Source organism: Caldisalinibacter kiritimatiensis, assembly GCF_000387765.1.
Classification (GTDB): domain Bacteria; phylum Bacillota; class Clostridia; order Tissierellales; family Caldisalinibacteraceae; genus Caldisalinibacter; species Caldisalinibacter kiritimatiensis.
The window spans coordinates 1-17,667 of record NZ_ARZA01000110.1 but is presented as its reverse complement, the minus strand read 5'-3'; the positions used below and the strand labels follow the sequence as shown (position 1 = coordinate 17,667).

At 30.5% G+C, this 17,667-nt stretch carries 17 protein-coding genes; 13 read left to right on the top strand and 4 right to left on the bottom strand.

Annotation, left to right across the window (positions count from 1 at the left end; translation table 11 throughout):
* The first annotated feature begins 54 nt into the window (after positions 1-54).
* The 3 genes from L21TH_RS05475 (at position 55) to L21TH_RS05465 (ending at position 1,789) form a co-directional block, all read left to right on the top strand.
* The gene (locus L21TH_RS05475) at positions 55-459 is read left to right on the top strand and encodes an NUDIX hydrolase (protein ID WP_006311218.1); all 405 of its coding nucleotides are present in this window, start codon (positions 55-57) and stop codon (positions 457-459) included.
* A 101-nt stretch (positions 460-560) separates the two neighbouring features.
* Positions 561-1,523, top strand: coding sequence for a DNA-binding protein WhiA (gene whiA / locus L21TH_RS05470; protein ID WP_006311216.1), 963 nt, complete (start codon positions 561-563; stop codon positions 1,521-1,523).
* Positions 1,523-1,789, top strand: coding sequence for an HPr family phosphocarrier protein (locus L21TH_RS05465; RefSeq protein WP_006311214.1), 267 nt, complete (start codon positions 1,523-1,525; stop codon positions 1,787-1,789). The genes whiA and L21TH_RS05465 overlap by 1 nt, the downstream gene beginning before the upstream one ends.
* 23 nt (positions 1,790-1,812) lie before the next feature.
* Here L21TH_RS05465 and L21TH_RS05460 read toward each other — a convergent pair whose 3' ends face one another.
* Positions 1,813-2,022: a zinc ribbon domain-containing protein gene (locus L21TH_RS05460; RefSeq protein ID WP_006311212.1), complete on the bottom strand. Its 210-nt coding sequence runs from the start codon at positions 2,020-2,022 to the stop codon at positions 1,813-1,815.
* Between the two features lie 395 nt (positions 2,023-2,417).
* Between L21TH_RS05460 and L21TH_RS05455 the strand changes: the two genes are divergently transcribed.
* The 7 genes from L21TH_RS05455 (at position 2,418) to L21TH_RS05425 (ending at position 11,379) form a co-directional block, all read left to right on the top strand.
* Positions 2,418-3,482 (top strand): HD-GYP domain-containing protein, encoded by a 1,065-nt coding sequence (locus tag L21TH_RS05455; RefSeq protein ID WP_006311200.1) that lies wholly within the window; start codon positions 2,418-2,420, stop codon positions 3,480-3,482.
* A gap of 114 nt (positions 3,483-3,596) precedes the next feature.
* Positions 3,597-7,115, top strand: coding sequence for a DNA polymerase III subunit alpha (locus tag L21TH_RS05450; RefSeq protein ID WP_006311196.1), 3,519 nt, complete (start codon positions 3,597-3,599; stop codon positions 7,113-7,115).
* Positions 7,116-7,387: 272 nt separating this feature from the next.
* A complete protein-coding gene (locus L21TH_RS05445) occupies positions 7,388-7,573 on the top strand; it encodes a hypothetical protein (protein ID WP_006311195.1) in 186 nt (61 codons plus the stop codon).
* Positions 7,574-7,669: 96 nt separating this feature from the next.
* Entirely contained in the window at positions 7,670-8,629 is a 960-nt protein-coding gene (pfkA, locus tag L21TH_RS05440; RefSeq protein WP_006311194.1) for a 6-phosphofructokinase, read from the top strand.
* 15 nt (positions 8,630-8,644) lie between these two features.
* A complete protein-coding gene (gene pyk, locus L21TH_RS05435; RefSeq protein ID WP_006311193.1) occupies positions 8,645-10,402 on the top strand; it encodes a pyruvate kinase in 1,758 nt (585 codons plus the stop codon).
* A 123-nt stretch (positions 10,403-10,525) separates the two neighbouring features.
* A complete protein-coding gene (locus L21TH_RS05430; RefSeq protein WP_006311192.1) occupies positions 10,526-10,945 on the top strand; it encodes an acyl-CoA thioesterase in 420 nt (139 codons plus the stop codon).
* Between the two features lie 35 nt (positions 10,946-10,980).
* On the top strand, positions 10,981-11,379 hold the full coding sequence (locus L21TH_RS05425) for an FxsA family protein (protein ID WP_006311185.1): 399 nt from the start codon (positions 10,981-10,983) through the stop codon (positions 11,377-11,379).
* A 141-nt stretch (positions 11,380-11,520) separates the two neighbouring features.
* Here L21TH_RS05425 and L21TH_RS05420 read toward each other — a convergent pair whose 3' ends face one another.
* Complete coding sequence (locus L21TH_RS05420) at positions 11,521-12,861, bottom strand: GerMN domain-containing protein (RefSeq protein WP_006311184.1); 1,341 nt, start codon at positions 12,859-12,861, stop codon at positions 11,521-11,523.
* 148 nt (positions 12,862-13,009) lie between these two features.
* On the opposite strand from L21TH_RS05420, the gene rlmD reads away from it, so the two are divergent.
* Entirely contained in the window at positions 13,010-14,374 is a 1,365-nt protein-coding gene (gene rlmD / locus L21TH_RS05415; RefSeq protein WP_006311183.1) for a 23S rRNA (uracil(1939)-C(5))-methyltransferase RlmD, read from the top strand.
* 291 nt (positions 14,375-14,665) lie between these two features.
* Here the strand turns inward: rlmD and L21TH_RS05410 are convergent, their stop codons facing one another.
* Positions 14,666-14,917 carry a PepSY domain-containing protein gene (locus L21TH_RS05410; RefSeq protein WP_034429416.1) on the bottom strand — a complete coding sequence of 84 codons (252 nt, stop codon included), beginning with the start codon at positions 14,915-14,917 and terminating at the stop codon, positions 14,666-14,668.
* Positions 14,918-15,137: 220 nt separating this feature from the next.
* Between L21TH_RS05410 and L21TH_RS05405 the strand changes: the two genes are divergently transcribed.
* Complete coding sequence (locus tag L21TH_RS05405) at positions 15,138-15,413, top strand: DUF2642 domain-containing protein (protein WP_006311182.1); 276 nt, start codon at positions 15,138-15,140, stop codon at positions 15,411-15,413.
* A 374-nt stretch (positions 15,414-15,787) separates the two neighbouring features.
* Here the strand turns inward: L21TH_RS05405 and L21TH_RS05400 are convergent, their stop codons facing one another.
* Entirely contained in the window at positions 15,788-16,483 is a 696-nt protein-coding gene (locus L21TH_RS05400) for an LbetaH domain-containing protein (protein WP_052002655.1), read from the bottom strand.
* Positions 16,484-16,640: 157 nt separating this feature from the next.
* Between L21TH_RS05400 and L21TH_RS05395 the strand changes: the two genes are divergently transcribed.
* On the top strand, positions 16,641-17,279 hold the full coding sequence (locus L21TH_RS05395) for a GNAT family N-acetyltransferase (protein ID WP_006311180.1): 639 nt from the start codon (positions 16,641-16,643) through the stop codon (positions 17,277-17,279).
* Positions 17,280-17,667 lie beyond the last annotated feature (388 nt).

Below are 17,667 nucleotides of genomic sequence, written 5' to 3'. Positions count from 1 at the left end.
GAAAATGTAGACGTATTATCTGACACAAAGGCATACAAATAAGGAGTGGCTAATGTGAGAGAAGAAGTAAGTGCGGGTGGAGTAGTTGTTTTTGGAAACGCTATCTTACTTTTAAAAAAATATAATGGGGATTGGGTATTACCTAAAGGTAAAATTAAAGATAACGAAAAACTAGAGGAAACAGCTTTAAGAGAAGTTTTTGAAGAAGGTGGAGTAAAGGCTCAAATTAAAAAGTATTTGGGAAAAATAAACTACACATTTAAAAATTCAAGAAAAAATGATGAAGTAATTAATAAAACAGTACATTGGTATTTTATGATAACAAGAAGTATGGATTGCACTCCTCAAAAGAATGAAGGATTTATTGATGCTAGATTTATTCATAAAGATAGAGTATTAGACCTTGCGAAGTATGAAGATGAAAGAAAAGTAATAGCTAAAGCAATTAAAGAAATCTGATTGATTGGAATTCAACATAAAGTCAGTAGATATATTTAATAGTTTTGAACATAAACTATTAATAAATTAGTTAATATAAAAATATGTAGGGGTAGGTACTTATGTCTTTTTCATCAAAAACTAAAAATGAGCTTTCGAGATTGACTATAGAGAATACATGTTGTTTAATGGCTGAGTTAGCTGCTATAGTAAGAATGAATGGAACTTTACAAATTAATGGTATAAATAAAATAAAAATTAAATTTTCTACTGAAAATCCAGCCATAGCTAGAAGGATTTTCAGCTTGTTAAAAGAGCATTATGATTTTAGCACAGAAGTTAGAGTGAGAAGAAATAGTAAGCTTAAGAAAAATAATAGTTACTTAATGGTAGTAAGTGATACATCAAAGGCTAGGAAGCTTATGGAAGATGTAAAGGTTTTACAAAAAAATCAAAACCAACTGTATAGTATTAACTATAGAATTCCAGAATCAATATTTCAAAAGAAATGTTGCAAAAGAGCGTATATAAGAGGGGCTTTTTTAGGAGGTGGGTCGATTAGTGACCCGGAAAAAACATATCACTTAGAATTTGTCAATCATAATCAAGAACATAGCGAAGATTTATCTAAGTTAATTAATTCCTTTGGATTAAATTCTAAAACTATATCTAGAAAAGACAATTATATTGTATATATAAAAGAAGGAGAACAAATAGTCGATTTACTTAACATAATGGGAGCTCATTCATCTCTTTTAAAGTTAGAGAATATAAGAGTAGTAAAAGAGATGAGAAACAACATAAACAGAATTGTAAATTGTGAGACTGCTAATTTAAGTAAAACTATTAATGCAGCAGTAAGGCAAATTAATAACATTAAATATATAGACAAAGTTATGGGTATAGAAAAGTTGCCTCCTAATATAAGAGAAATTGCAGAGTTAAGATTAATGAATAGAGAGGCAAGCTTGAAAGAACTTGGACAGATGCTTAGCACTCCTGTAGGAAAATCTGGTGTAAATCACAGGTTAAGAAAACTAGAGAAAATAGCTGAAAGACTGAAAAAAGAAAGGGGTGATTTATAGTGGAGTCAAGAAAAGTAATAATTAAAAATAAAATAGGTCTGCATGCTAGACCGGCTGCTTTATTTGTTCAAACAGCGGGTAAGTTCTTGAGTGATATAATAGTTGAAAAAGGTGAGAAAAAAGTTAATGCTAAGAGTATTATGGGAATAATGGCTTTAGGTGTTTCGCAAGGTGAAGAGATAACTATCATAGCTAAAGGAGAAGATGAAAAAGAAGCTATAGAAGCATTAGTGAAGTTATTAAATAAAGATGTTGAGGGAGAGTAATTTCTTACTCTACCCTTTTTTATTTATCCTCCAAAAAATAAGTCAAAGATATTACCTAGTTCGTTTGAACTTGCTTTATATATTTCAGTATATTTACATCTAGTACATGTAACAGTTGAAAATCTTTTATTTTGTACATCGAACAACTTTGAAAGAGTGCCGCCTGTGGCCTGAAACTGGTCTGTTTCATATCCTGTATTACCACACTTAGGGCATACCCAATTACTATTCATTATAACCCTCCTCGTATAAAAGTACTAAATAAGTGATAGAGTGTAAAATCTTTAATTTAAACTTAGAGATAACCCTCGATAAATAACATTTCTATAAATTATATTCAATTCCTTCTTTATTATTATTCAAAGTGTGAAAATAACTTAAAGGAAAAAGTGCTACACTAGCAACTAGTTAATATCTAATATTTTAAACTTTTAGACCAGTATCTAATACCAAGCATCTAACACTTGAAATATAGATTTAACTACATTTTGTTATAGGACTATATTACTATTTCGCTCTTTAATTGATAGTTATTTAGATATATTGTGTCAAATAAAAGAGGAAAAAGAAAGTGTAGGTAGAAATAATGTAGAGGTAGAGAAAATTCGACAAAAAAGGTTGTGTGCATATGAGATTAGTTTCTACTGAAGAGCTAAAGGAAGGAATGACTATAGCTAAAACTGTTTATACAGCAAATGGAACAACAATAATTAATGAAGGAATAAAACTTAAAAAAAGTTACATAGAAAAACTAAAAAAACTAGGTATTAGCAAAGTTTATGTTAAGGATATACATATTAAGTTAGAAGTGAAAGATGTTATTAAAGAAGAAACTAGAAGAGAAAGTTTAATATTAGTTAAGAATATAATGGATGATTTAAGATTTTCAGAAGATATACCTATTGACGAAGTGAAGTCTAAAGTCAGTGAGATTATTGAACAATTAATGGAAAATGATGAAATATTAATAAATTTATCTGAAATAAGGTCTATAGATGATTATACATTTGGACACTCAGTTAATGTATGTGTATTATCTCTTATTACGGGAATCAGTATGGGATATACAAAAAATGAATTATTAGATTTGGGTATAGGTGCTATGCTTCACGATATAGGAAAAGTAAAAGTACCTAGTAAAATATTAAATAAGCCTTCTAAATTAACACAAGATGAATATGAAGAAATAAAGAACCATACTATTTATGGTTATAAGTTATTAAGCAAAGTAGAAGGAATAAGTGAGCTTTCTAGAAAAATTGTACTGTCACATCATGAAAGAGTTGATGGAAAAGGCTATCCATATGGTTTGAAGAACGAAGATATACATCCATTTTCAAAGATAGTATCAGTAGCAGATGTGTATGATGCATTAACTACTGACAGGGTTTACAAAAGAAGAATAAAGGTACATGAAGCAGTTGAATATATGATATCAATGTCGGATCATCAGTTTGACTATAATATAGTGAAGAAATTTTTATCTAATATAGCTATTTTCCCTTTGGGTGCAGCAGTAGAATTAAGCACGAACCAAATAGGATATATTGTAGATAATAGGAAAGAATTCCCTACAAGACCAGTAGTAGAAGTAGTAGCTAGTAACAATGGCAAAAAAATAACAATCCCGTATAAAATAGATTTGTTAAAAAATACCTCAGTAGTTATAGTGAATACGATTGATGATATATAAACTTGGTTTTGATATAATAAAGATAGTGCTAATGCACTATCTTTTATAATAATTTTGGATATAATCTTTAAATGAAATTATTATATTTTAGCAAATTAAGGATGTGAATAATATATGGAAACAAAAGATGTAAATAATATAAAGTCATCTTTTGTGCATCTACATGTTCATACTGAATATAGTTTGTTAGATGGAGCTGCAAGAATAAATGAGTTACTAGATACCGTAAAAGAATTAGGTATGGATAGTGTAGCGATTACTGACCATGGTGTAATGTATGGAGTAGTTCAGTTTTACAAAGAAGCAGTAAAGCGTGGAATTAAGCCCATTTTAGGATGTGAAGTTTATATATCTAAAGGAAAATACACTGAAAAAGACCCTAATAGAGATAAAAACCAATACCATCTTGTGCTTTTAGCTGAAAATAATAAAGGATTATCTAATTTAATAAAAATTGTATCAGAAGGTTTCGTTAATGGATTTTACTATAAACCTAGAGTCGATTCTAGTGTGCTTAGAAAATATAGTGAAGGTATAATTGCATTGAGTGCATGTTTAGCCGGAGAAGTACAGCATTATCTATTAAATAATAATTATGAAAAAGCTAGAGAAGTAGCTTTAAGATATGACGATATATTTGGCAGAGGTAATTTTTATTTAGAATTACAAGACCATGGCATGAGAGAACAAAAAGTAGTAAATCAACATCTTATAAAGCTAAGTAAACAAACAGATATTCCTCTAGTTATTACAAATGATCTACACTACATTAAAAGAGAAGATGCTAAAGTACATGATGCTTTGTTATGCATCCAGACAGGAAAAACAGTAGATGATGAAAATAGAATGAAGTTTCCTACATCAGAGTTTTATCTTAAATCACCGAAGGAAATGAAGGAATTAATTCCAAATGTACCTGAAGCTATAGAAAATACGGTTAAAATAGCAAAGAGATGTAATGTAGAACTTGACTTTGATACTTTACATTTACCCAAATTTGATATACCTGAGGGTTATACTAATTCTGAATATCTTCGAAAATTATGTTATGAAGGATTAGAAAAAAGATATGATAATATAACCGATAAGATTAAAGATAGACTAGAGCACGAATTGAATGTAATTGAAAGTATGGGATATGTGGATTATTTCTTGATTGTATGGGATTTTATTAGATATGCTAAAGAAAATAAAATAATGGTAGGTCCAGGTAGGGGTTCAGCTGCAGGAAGTTTGGTTGCTTATACCTTAGGAATAATTGATATAGACCCATTGAAATATGGACTTATTTTTGAAAGGTTTTTAAATCCTGAAAGGGTTACTATGCCAGATATAGATATTGATTTCTGCTATGAAAGAAGAGAAGAAGTAATAGATTATGTTGTTGAAAAATATGGCAAAGACAAGGTAGCCCAAATAGTAACTTTTGGTACAATGGCAGCTAGAGGAGCTATAAGAGACGTTGGTAGAGTATTAAATATGAGTTATGGTGAAGTTGATTCTATTGCTAAATTAGTTCCAATGGAATTAGGTATTACAATTGATAAAGCATTGGAAATGAATAAGGAATTGAGAGAACTTTATGAAACAGACGAAAGGGCTAAAGAATTAATTGATTTAGCAAGAAAAGTAGAGGGTCTACCAAGACATACATCAATTCATGCTGCAGGTGTCGTAATTTCTAAAATGCCTATAACTGAATATGTACCTTTATCAAGGAACAAGGATTCAATTACTACCCAGTATACAATGACCGAGCTAGAAGAACTAGGTTTATTAAAAATGGATTTCTTAGGTTTAAGAACTCTTACTGTTATAAGGGATGCTATAGATTTGATTGAACAAAATCATGGAGTAAAAGTAGACTTTTCAAATAGCAAATATGACGACCCTAGAGTTTATGAAATGTTTAGTAGGGGAGAAACTTTAGGAGTATTTCAATTTGAGAGTGCAGGAATGAGACATTTCTTAAAGGAACTTAAGCCAACAAATTTTGAGAATATTATAGCTGCTAACTCTTTATTTAGACCAGGACCAATGAGTCAGATTCCTAGATATATAAAAAATAAAAACGCTCCAGATAAGATTGAATATATACATGAAAAATTAGAGCCAATTTTAAACGTTACCTATGGTTGTATGGTTTATCAGGAGCAGGTTATGCAGATAGTTAGGGAAATAGGCGGTTTTTCTATGGGAAGGTCAGATTTAGTAAGAAGGGCTATGGGTAAGAAAAAAATGGATGTAATGGAGCAGGAAAGAAAACATTTCATATATGGTAAAAAGGATGAGGATGGAGATATTGAAATTCCTGGAGCTATTAGAAATGGAGTAGATGAAGATACAGCTAATAAAATATATGATGATATGATAGATTTCGCTAAGTACGCGTTTAACAAATCCCATTCTGCTGCGTATGCAGTTTTAGCTTATCAAACTGCATGGCTTAAATACTATTACCCTGTAGAGTTTATAGCTGCTCTTATAACTAGTGTAATGGGAAGCACTTCTTCGGTCTCTATGTATATCCAGGAATGTAAGAGATTAGACATTGAGATTCTTCCGCCTGATGTAAATGAAAGTTACGAAAAATTTACAGTTAATAACGACTGTATTAGATTTGGATTAGCAGCAGTAAAAAATGTAGGTACATCAGCAATTAGGTCAATAGTTGAAGCGAGAAAAAATGGTGGAAAATTTATTAGCTTTATGGATTTTTGTCAAAGAGTAGATTTAAATTGTGTAAATAAGCGTACAGTTGAAAGTTTAATAAAATGTGGTGCGTTTGATTCATTAGGAGCTAATAGAGCTCAATTGTTAGCTGTATATGAAAAAATAATTGATGGAGTACATCAAGATAGAAAGAGGAATATAAAAGGGCAGTTTTCATTATTTGATACAATGAAAACTACAGATAATGTAAATGTAAAAGAAGATAAATTACCTGATGTAAAAGAATTTCCCGAGAAGACATTGCTTTCTATGGAAAAAGAAATGTTAGGTATATATATTAGTGGTCATCCATTATCATCATATGAAAAAGAAATAACGAATATATCTAACATGAATACAGGAGAAATAAGTGAACTAGTTGAGAAACTAAGAAGTGGAGACAAACAATTAGCTAATGGCAATTTTAAAGGTGATGGTAGTTATATAGTAATAGGTGGCTTAATAGCAAGAAAACAAAATAAGACTACAAAAAATAATAATATAATGGCATTTGCTACATTAGAAGATTTATATGGAAATATTGAGTTAATAATCTTTCCGAGGACCTATGAAAAATATTCTAAATATATCTATGAAGATAGTATTGTGGTGGTTGAAGGTAAATTGAGTATTAACGAAGAGGATGACCCTAAAATAATAGCAGAAAAAGTTACACCATTAGTTAAAATTCAAAAGAAAAGGTTATATTTGAAGATTTCTCAAGATGAGACATTAAAGAAGTTAGATGATATTAAGAGAATATTGAAAAATTATACAGGAAATGTACCTGTGTATGTATATATTGAAAGACAAAGTAAGACGGTGATGGCTAATAGAGATTATTGGGTAGATATTAATAATACAGATGGAATAGAAGAGCTTAAAAGATTGTTAGGTGACGAATGCGTAAAAGTATGTTAAATAGTTGAGGGATTATTAATCCCTCAACATAATTTATAATAAGTCATGCTTATATTTAAAACATAATAAAAAATTAATGTTAAACCTTCAAAAAACTATTGCAATTTATAATTTATTATGTGTTATAATAACTTAGGAGATAAATAAGTTTTAATAATATAGATTAAAAATGAGGTTTAAAAAAAATAATTTTTTTAGTATAATATAATGTATTCTTAAAATAATTCTGGTAAGCCTATTGACAGAAAACAATTAACAGCGGAGGGAATAAAATGTGGGCTACAATTTATATGGCGGATAGTTTGGCTACAGCCAATGAAATAGAAAAAAAACTACAACAAGAAGGCTTCTTAGTTAAGAAAAAGCCTTTTTCTAAGCAAGGTAAAAATACTATGTATGAGATACTGGTCCCACAATTTGAAGCTGAAGAAGCTAGAAATGTTATTTATGATTATTAAAGTTTATTTTTTAGTTTATTGGACAAAGAAAATATTTTTTAAACATAGTGGGACGTTTGATGTCCCTTATGGATAAAAAGTAAGGAGGTAAAAGATATGAAGACAATAGGGGTTTTAACTAGTGGAGGAGACGCTCCAGGTATGAATGCAGCTATTAGAGCTGTTGTAAGAACAGGTATTTATAACGAAATAAAAATCATGGGTATAAAGCAAGGATATAATGGACTTATTAACGGAGATATTGAAGAAATGGAACTTTCTTCAGTAGCAGATATTATTCATAGAGGAGGAACTGTTCTAAGATCTGCTAGATGTGAAGAATTTAAAACTGAAGAAGGAAGAAACAAAGCATTAACTGTATTAAAGGTGTTTGGAATTGAAGGTTTAGTTGTTATTGGTGGAGATGGCTCATTTATGGGAGCTAAGAAATTAAGTGAGGCTGGAATACCAACTATAGGAATTCCAGGCACTATTGACAATGACTTAGGATATACAGATTATACTATAGGATTTGATACTGCGGTTAACACAGTTTTAGATGCTATAAGTAAAATAAGAGATACTTCAACTTCTCACGGAAGAGCAAATATTATTGAAGTTATGGGAAGAGATTGCGGAGATATAGCATTATATGCAGGACTTGCTGGAGGAGCAGAAAGTGTAATAGTACCAGAAGAAGATTTTGATGTAGACGAAGTATGTAAAAGACTTATTCAAGGGAAAAATAGAGGTAAATTACATAGTATTATTATGTTAGCTGAAGGTGTAGGAAATGCATACGAACTAGGTAAAACAATACAAGAAAAAACAGGTATAGAAACTAGATGCACTGTTTTAGGTCATATTCAAAGAGGTGGAAGCCCATCTGCATTTGATAGATTATTAGCAAGTAGAATGGGAGCAAGAGCTGTAGAGTTATTATTAGAAGGGAAATCCGGTAGAGTAATAGGTGCTAAAAAGAACGAATTATTTGATATGGACATTGACGAAGCATTAGATGTTAAGAAAGAGTTTGATAAAAAAGCTTATGAGTTAACAAAAATACTTTCAATTTAGGGGTGAATTGATATTATGAAAAGAACAAAAATAGTTTGTACTTTAGGACCTGCATCAGAGAAAGAAGAAGTATTAAGACAGCTTATGCTAAATGGTTTAAATGTAACAAGAATGAATTTTTCTCATGGAGACCATGAAGAGCATAAGGGAAGAATTGATTTAGTTAAGAGATTAAGAGAAGAGTTAGATTTACCAGTTGCTATAATGCTAGATACGAAAGGCCCTGAAATTAGAACAGGCAACTTTGAAAACGGAGCTATAGAATTAAAGGAAGGGCAAGAATTTACATTAACAACTAGAGAAGTATCAGGTAACGAAGAAATATGTAGTGTTACTTATAGAGGACTAGCAGACGATGTTGAAAAAGGCGATACTATATTAATTGACGATGGATTAATTGCATTAGAAGTACAAGAAATTATTGATGGAACGGATATAAAATGTGTAGTTAAAAATCCTGGTACTGTTAAGAATAAAAAAGGTGTTAATGTACCTAATGTAAAAATAAACTTACCAGCAATAACAGAAAAAGATAGAGCGGATATAGAGTTCGGTATTCAAAATGATATTGATTTTATAGCAGCGTCTTTCATAAGAAAGGCAGCAGATGTTTTAGCTATCAGAAGAATCTTAGAAGAGAATAATGCTGAGCACATTCAAATTATTTCTAAGATAGAAAATCAAGAAGGTGTTGACAACATAGATGAAATCTTAGAAGTATCTGATGGTATAATGGTTGCAAGAGGAGACTTAGGGGTAGAAATACCAGCTGAAGAAGTACCTTTAATGCAAAAAATGATAATTAGAAAGTGTAATGAAGCTGGAAAACCAGTTATTACTGCTACTCAAATGCTTGATTCTATGATAAGAAATCCTAGACCAACAAGAGCGGAGGTTACTGACGTAGCTAATGCAATTTTAGATGGAACAGATGCTATAATGCTATCAGGAGAAACTGCTGCAGGTAGTTATCCAGTTGAAGCAGTAAAAACAATGGCTAATATAGCAAAGAAAATCGAAGATTCATTAAATTACAAAGAAATACTTAAGAGCAAGTCAGTTGGAAAAGATATTACAGTAACTAACGCTATAAGTCATGCTACTTGTGCAACAGCACAAGATTTAGAAGCAACAGCTATAGTTACAGCTACATCATCAGGATATACAGCTAAATCAGTATCTAAATTTAGACCTGAAGCTCCAATAATTGCAGCAACTCCAAGTAAGAGAGTAATGAGAAAATTAGCATTAGTATGGGGTGTATTCCCTGTATTATCAGAGCAAACTGGTTCAACAGATGACGTGATTGACGTATCTGTTAAGAGAGCTTTAGAAAAAGAATTAATTAATAATGGAGATTTAATTGTTATAACAGCTGGAGTTCCTGTAGGGGTTGCAGGAAGTACAAACTTAATAAAAGTACACATTGTCGGTGAAGTATTAATTAAAGGAATGGGAATAGGAAGCAAGTCTGCAACAGGAAAAGTTGTAATTGGAAATAGCGCAGATGAGCTTAAAGATAAATTTGAAGATGGAGATGTATTAGTAGCAGTTAATACAGACAAAGATATGGTAGAATATATGGAAAGAGCTTCTGCTGTAATTACAGAAAAGGGTGGTTTAACTTCACATGCAGCTATAGTAGCGTTAAACTTAGGTAAACCAGTAATAGTAGGAGCAGAAAATGCTACGACTAAATTAGAAGAAGGTACAGTTGTAACAGTAGATAGTATTAGAGGATTTGTATATAAAGGAAAAGCTAAGGTATTATAAAATGAGCTTATATTACAAAAGGCAGTGATTATTCACTGCCTTTTGTAATTGATTACGTTGTTTATCTACAAAGTTATGTTATAATATAATAAAGCAATAAGCACAGTAATAGGGGGAAATAAAATGATAAATGAAACAACTATTCGTGCAAGATATGCTGAAACAGACCAAATGGGAATAGTGTATCATGCAAACTATTTTACATGGTTTGAAATAGGAAGAACAGAGTTTTTTAGAACTTTTGGATTAGATTATAGAGAATTAGAAGAACAAGGTGTATTACTTCCAGTTATAGATGTGGGATGTAAATATAAAATTTCAGCTAAATATGATGATGAAATCATAATTAAGACAAAGCTGATAAAAGTTAAAGGAGTAAGATTAGAATTTAATTATGAGATATATAGAAAAAAGGATAATATTTTATTAGCAGAAGGTTATACTAAACACGCTTTTGTAGATAAGGAGTTAAGACCAGTTAATTTTAGGAATAAATTTAAAGAATTGTGGAATGAATTAAAGGAAAGTGTAGAAGAAATATAGAATGTGTATGTTATTATGTTTATAAGGAGGCTATCATGCTTTTTAAATTAATTTTACTTTTTACAATTACTCCAATAGTAGAACTATATATTCTTATTGAATTATCTCAAGTTACAAGTGTATTTACAACTATTGGATTAGTTCTAGTTACAGGAATTGCAGGTGCGTATTTAGCTAAAAGTGAAGGGAAGGCTATTTTAACTAGAATAAAATTAGAGTTGAATGAAGGAAGAGTACCTGGGAATCAATTACTTAATGGTTTATGTGTATTAATAGGAGGAGCATTATTACTTACACCAGGTTTGATTACTGATATACTTGGATTCAGTTTAGTATTACCAGGGACTAGAGAAATATATAAGAAATTGATAAAAAGGAAATTAAGACAAATGATTGAAACTGGAAATGTTAATTTTTATTTCAAAAAATGGTAAAAGTCAACTAATTATATTATTTTGTATAACATAGAATAAAATGTCAATAATTATAATATGTAATTGCATAAAAGAAGGGCTGCTGATTCTATTAAAAGGCACACTAAAGGACACACTGTTAGTGTGCCCCTTTTTTTGGAATTATGACTCTGGATTAATATATAGAGGTCTTTTTAAAGGTTTTGATATATCAATACCTGCAAAGTTATCAATAGATTTACCATCAACTAATATTTTAATATTGTTTATATCTTCAATGCTCGTAAATGAAAAAAGTATAGAGTCTAACATCATTCTTTGGAGATTAGTATTATTATCAAAGCTGTTTATAAAGTTTTTATTAAAGTTTAATGTTAAGGTATTATTGTTTACCCCAAAATTTATAACTTCTACATCTTTTAGAATAGTATTTGATAAACCAGTAAATTCACCATTCTTCAATGTATCAAGGAGTTTAGTTACCTTGTCTTCTGTAGAGTCATTTTTTGTAATAGTGTGAACATCACAGTCTACGAGAAAATATCTTTTAAAAGAGTTAAAGGCTAAGTAAGCTTTGTTTTCCATATTATTGTCTATAGAATTTTTTATATTTGCTCCATGAAAGAAAGTTTCTTTCACTTTATTATCTACAGTAAATCTTATTTTATTTACTTTATCAAGGCTTGTTAGAGATTTAATAAATGATTGCATAGCTTTATATCCTGTAGAGTTATTTGTATATAAGGACTCATTTTTAGGTAAATCAATATATACTATACTACCCTTATGTACAACATAATTAACCTTTCCAATGGGTGGTGTTAAGCTTAATCCTAAATTTCTACTTGGACCTTTTTGAAGTTCTTGTATGATAACTTTATGTAGATTTTTTTGTTTTTCTACAAAGCGAGTAACTCCTACTAGTTTATCTGTATTGAAACTTTCCTTTACAGGAAAATATAATGTTAATGCTATTTTATTATCTGGATTATTATTTGTGGCAGGTATGTAGGGTTCATTGCCTTGATATTGCACATTTAAAACAATAGGAGGTATTGAATACTTTAATTCTACCGCATTTGAAGATATAACTAGTTTATATTTGCCATTAGGAAGTTGCATATTTTTTTGGGAAATATCGATACTTTTACTATAAGGTGTGTCTTTAGTAAGTTCTAAGATATATGGTGTTGTATCGGTTGGTAGATTTATGAAAGATTTGGTTTTATAAATTTTGTCGTTTCTATAAACAGTGACTTTTAATAAATTATCGTCATAAAAGTGTAGTTGGTTTATACCATTAGTTTTGTGTTTAATAGTTACTTCTGTTGGATTTTTTAAAATGTCTTTTTTTGCACTACAGGTTAATGTAACTGTATTGTCATTTTCATTAGCTATAGCAGAATTTGTATTAAATAATATTGGACTTAGATTAATTGTAATTCCTGTAGCAATTAAACAGATTAAAAATATTATAAATAAATTACTTAAAGCTTTAAACATACCATCCCCCCAGTATAGCTTGTCTTTATATCTATTTTTATTTTATCGTAAATATCGGAAAAAATAAATAGTACTAACAAGGGGATTTGCAAAATTTTATGTATTAAGGCAAAATTAAATAAGTAGTATACAAGAAAGGAGCAAGTATATGAGTAGACCAGTAGAAAAAAATAAAATTTATGAAGTAGAGATTATAGATTTGAATCATAGAGGTCAAGGAGTTGCTAAGTTAGATAATTTTGCAATATTTGTGAATAATGGTATTCCTGGAGATATTGTTAAAGTTAAAATTGTACAGGTCAAAAAAAATTATGGTGTAGGTGAGTTAATAGAGATAGTTAAACCATCTGAGAATAGGGTGGAACCTGTTAGTACAGTAGCTAATGAATGTGGAGGATGTCAAATACAGAATATTAAATATGATGTTCAATTAGAAATGAAGAAGAATAAGGTAGCAAACGATATAAAACGAATAGGTAAGCTTGAAGACGTATTGATTCATGATACTATAGGTATGAAGGAGCCATTTAGATACAGAAACAAAGGAGCATTTCCAGTAGGCGAACAGAAGGGAAAGGTAGTAATAGGACCATATAAGAGGGGGACCCATGAAATAATAGACACAAATAGATGTATAATACAGCATGAAGCAGCAGATAAGGTAATAGAGTTATTAAGAGAATACATGGAAAAGTACAATATTAAGCCCTATGATGAAACAACAGGTAAAGGGATAATAAGACACGTAATGACTAGAGTAGCATTTAAAACTGGAGATTTGATGGTGATAATAGTAACCAATGGTAAGGATTTACCACATAAAAAGGCCTTAGTAAAGCTTTTAAAGGATAACTTAGAAAATCTGAAGAGTATAGTCCAAAATATAAACTCTAGAAGAACAAATGTAATTTTAGGACCTAAAAATAGAACTATATATGGAGAGGATAAAATAGTTGACTATATAGATGACTTAAAGTTTAATATTTCACCACAGTCATTCTTTCAGGTAAACCCTGTTCAAACAGAAATACTATATAATAAGGCATTAGAATATGCTGACTTAAAAGGGGATGAAGTAGTATTTGATATTTATTGTGGTATTGGAACTATATCCTTATTTTTAGCTAGAAAAGCTAAATATGTCTATGGTATAGAAGTAGTAAAACAAGCAATAATAGATGCAAGAGAAAATGCAGAAACAAATGGAATACATAATGTAGAGTTTTATGATGGAACAGCAGAGGAAGTTTTTCCTAAACTTTACAAACAAGGTATAAAAGCAGATGTAGTAGTACTAGACCCACCTAGAAAGGGTTGTGATGAATCTGTACTAGATACTATAGTACAAATGCAGCCTAAGAAGGTAGTGTATGTATCTTGCAACCCATCAACATTGGCTAGAGATTTGAAATATTTAGATGAAAATGGATATAAAACTCAAGAGATACAACCAGTAGACATGTTCCCTCATACTACACACGTTGAGACGGTCGTGTTGATAGAGAAGAAATAGGTTGATGTCAAGTCTTTTTAACAATTCCAAGTGAATTTAATAGTAAAATATGTGCTTCTTCAGACAGCTGTTTGGGGAAGTTTTTTTATGGGGGTCTCACTTTTACTAGGAATATACAAATATTGTATATTTGAATAATTGCAGATAAAGGGTTTAATTTTAACCTATGTTTAGAAAAGTTGTTGATATATAAAAAATTAATGGTACCTTATTAATAGGGTACCATTATGCTGTATTTACAGAAAAATGTTCACCATAAAGTAGAATACATTGCATCCTTATCTTAGATATTTAATCAAAATTAAAAGCTCTTTCAATTTCGTATATCTGTCCTGTAAAAGCATCAATATAAACTTCATATACTCCTGATGTGGTACGTATGTTAATTTCATAAATTAATGTACCATAATCATAGTATAGTTCAACATTTATAACTTGACCTGGAACCTGTTGTAAGGCAATTTGAATCGCTGTATCTCTATTAATTCGGTAACTTCTCCAAAGACTATAATAACGGTTTCCAGTGTAGCCATTATTGAACATAAAGTAACCTCCCTTAAAATATCATATCTACATTATTAAAATATTCATAAGTTCATAAGATGTTACTAAAATACTGAAATTAGAGTATTATCAGAAGATATTGGTTGGAATAGATTGTTACAGTAATTGACGGGTAGGGTAAAAAATATTTTCTTTGGTAAGCAGAACATTTTATGACAAGTATAAATAAGATATAGTAGATAAAAGGAGGTGCAAAGAAATGAATAACACTTATTATGGTTATCAAAGTAGGCCTAATGCTGCATTGCCAGGAAGAATGCCAATGCCTTATCAAGTTTCATGTGTAGATCCATATGTTGTTCAGACCTTAATGAGTATAGTTGGTTCAAATGCCGTAATAAAAACATCGGATTGCTCCATCTATGGAAGAATTAATGACGTAAAACCTGATCATGTAGTGGTGCAAGCACATGGTGATGAAACTTTCTTTATTAGAATCCAAGAAATTGTTTATATTATGCCTGATTTAGATTGATATCAAGCCTTTAAAAGTTTTTAGGTTAATTTAACATTAAAATATGTACTTCCTCAGACGAATGTTTGGGGAAGTTTTTTATGGAGGTCTTACTTTTATGCGTTATATATAACTTGACATAATTACTAGAAGACCAATGGATTTACTTAGCGGATAATACATGTTTTGCCCTGATTCCATAATTACATACTGAGCAGTACGGAACAATTGTCACAGGGTCAAGTGATTTTTCTCAAGCAGGACCTATAAGTAATCTTAAATTAAGGATAAGGAGACAGATTAACTTTTCCAAAGAATTATATAATGCACTGGGATAAAGAACCTGTCCTTTTCTCCATTCAATCAATAGCGTACATCAGTTATTATCTATAATTTTACCATAGAGGATCATCACATGATAACCCACAGGAACAGCGATGGCGGCCAAACAGAAGAGAGTAGCTCTTAGGAAACTCAGTGTTGACCCGAATAACCTCTTTAGCAAACTCTTCTTTGTCAGTAGGAACCTCATTTAATGCATTAGCCTTTTCTTGGGTATCTATGGATGCACCCGGTGGCACAAAGCTATTGGAAGGTATTGTTACCCCATTGGTAATAATAGAATCTGGAGATACATATATACCTTCCTCAAGGACTGCATTTAACACTATAGCATTAAAGCCAATAAAAGAGTTATCACCTATAAAGCAAGGTCCATGTATAATACAGCCATGGGCACATGTAACATTATCTCCAATATATATTGAATATAAGCTGTTTTTTATCCTTATTCTTTTGTCCTTAAGACCATGTAAGATTACACCATCCTGTATATTAGTATTTTTTCCAATGTAGAATGGATAGCCTTCATCAGCTCTAATAGAAGTATTTGGACCAACAAATACATTTGAACTTATTCTAACTGCCCCTATTATAGTAGAAAATGGTCCAATAAAACTAGATGGATGTATATTTGGGGAGTAGGTATAAGGAGTAAAGGAGGTTCTTGGGTTAGGGCCCATAAATGCAGCATAAATATTGATAGGTGCACAGCTATGAGAGAATTCATCTGGCTTACCTAGGCTATACATAGTATTCAAATAAATCACCCTTTTTAAAATGAATTTACTAATATAATATGTATAGTATAATAAAAAAGTACCAACGGATTATCAACTAATTGAAGTTTATAATTAGATACAAACATTCTCTAACGTAAAAATCACTAACTATTAATTGGAGGAAGATATGAATATAAATATTAGAAATGAAAAACCAAAAGATTACAGAAGAGTTGAAGAAGTTGCTAGAGAGGCATTTTGGAACTTGTATTTTCCAGGTTGTCATGAGCATTTTGTCATTCATAAAATGAGAGAACATGAGGATTTTATAAGAGACCTTGCCTTTGTTATTGAAGTCGATGATCAAATTGCTGGAGGCATATTTTATACACACTCGAAAATAGTATCAGAGGAGAATAAAGAGTATAAAGCTATTAGTTTTGGACCTGTTTTTATTTCTCCTGAGGTCCATAGAAAAGGTCTTGGAAAAGAGCTCATTACTCATTCTATTGAAGTGGCTAAAAAAATGGGATACCTTGCGATATTGACATTGGGATACCCATATCATTATGAGCCATACGGATTTCTAGGAGGTAAGAAATATAATATTTCAATGGCTGATGGAAAGTTCTATAAAGGATTATTGGTGTTACCGCTTTATGAAGGCGCATTAGATCATATTTCTGGATATGCCCAATTTTCAGATGTGTTTGACGTTACTGACGAAGAAGTTAACGAGTTTGACAAAAGATTTCCTTATAAAGAGAAAAAATATCAGAAAAGTCAAGATGAGTACGAAGCAGCGGTAACTTTATTAGATGATTAAAAAGTAGATATTTTTTAAAGATAACACAGATCCAATTGGTACTTTTTTACTTGAAAACAAACCTTTTTAAAATGGCAAAAGCATGGTTCAAGATATGAGTAAAGACACCGGGGGTAAGAAAAACAACCCCCCTAGTATAAACAATATGTTTCTGCCAAAAACTATCATCATTCTATCAAAACACATGTGGAGTCAGTAGTATTGATTAAAAGAAAACACAGCTACGAAACGTTGAAATTTTAATAAAGATAGAAGTTTTGTGAAAAATGAATATATGCTCTCATAGCCCTCATCTTTTTCAAGGTGGGGGTTATTTGAGTTTTACGAAAAATTTGATATGGATTTATTCTTTAGTATTGCCCAGAAGATGACGGTATTTGGAAGTGAT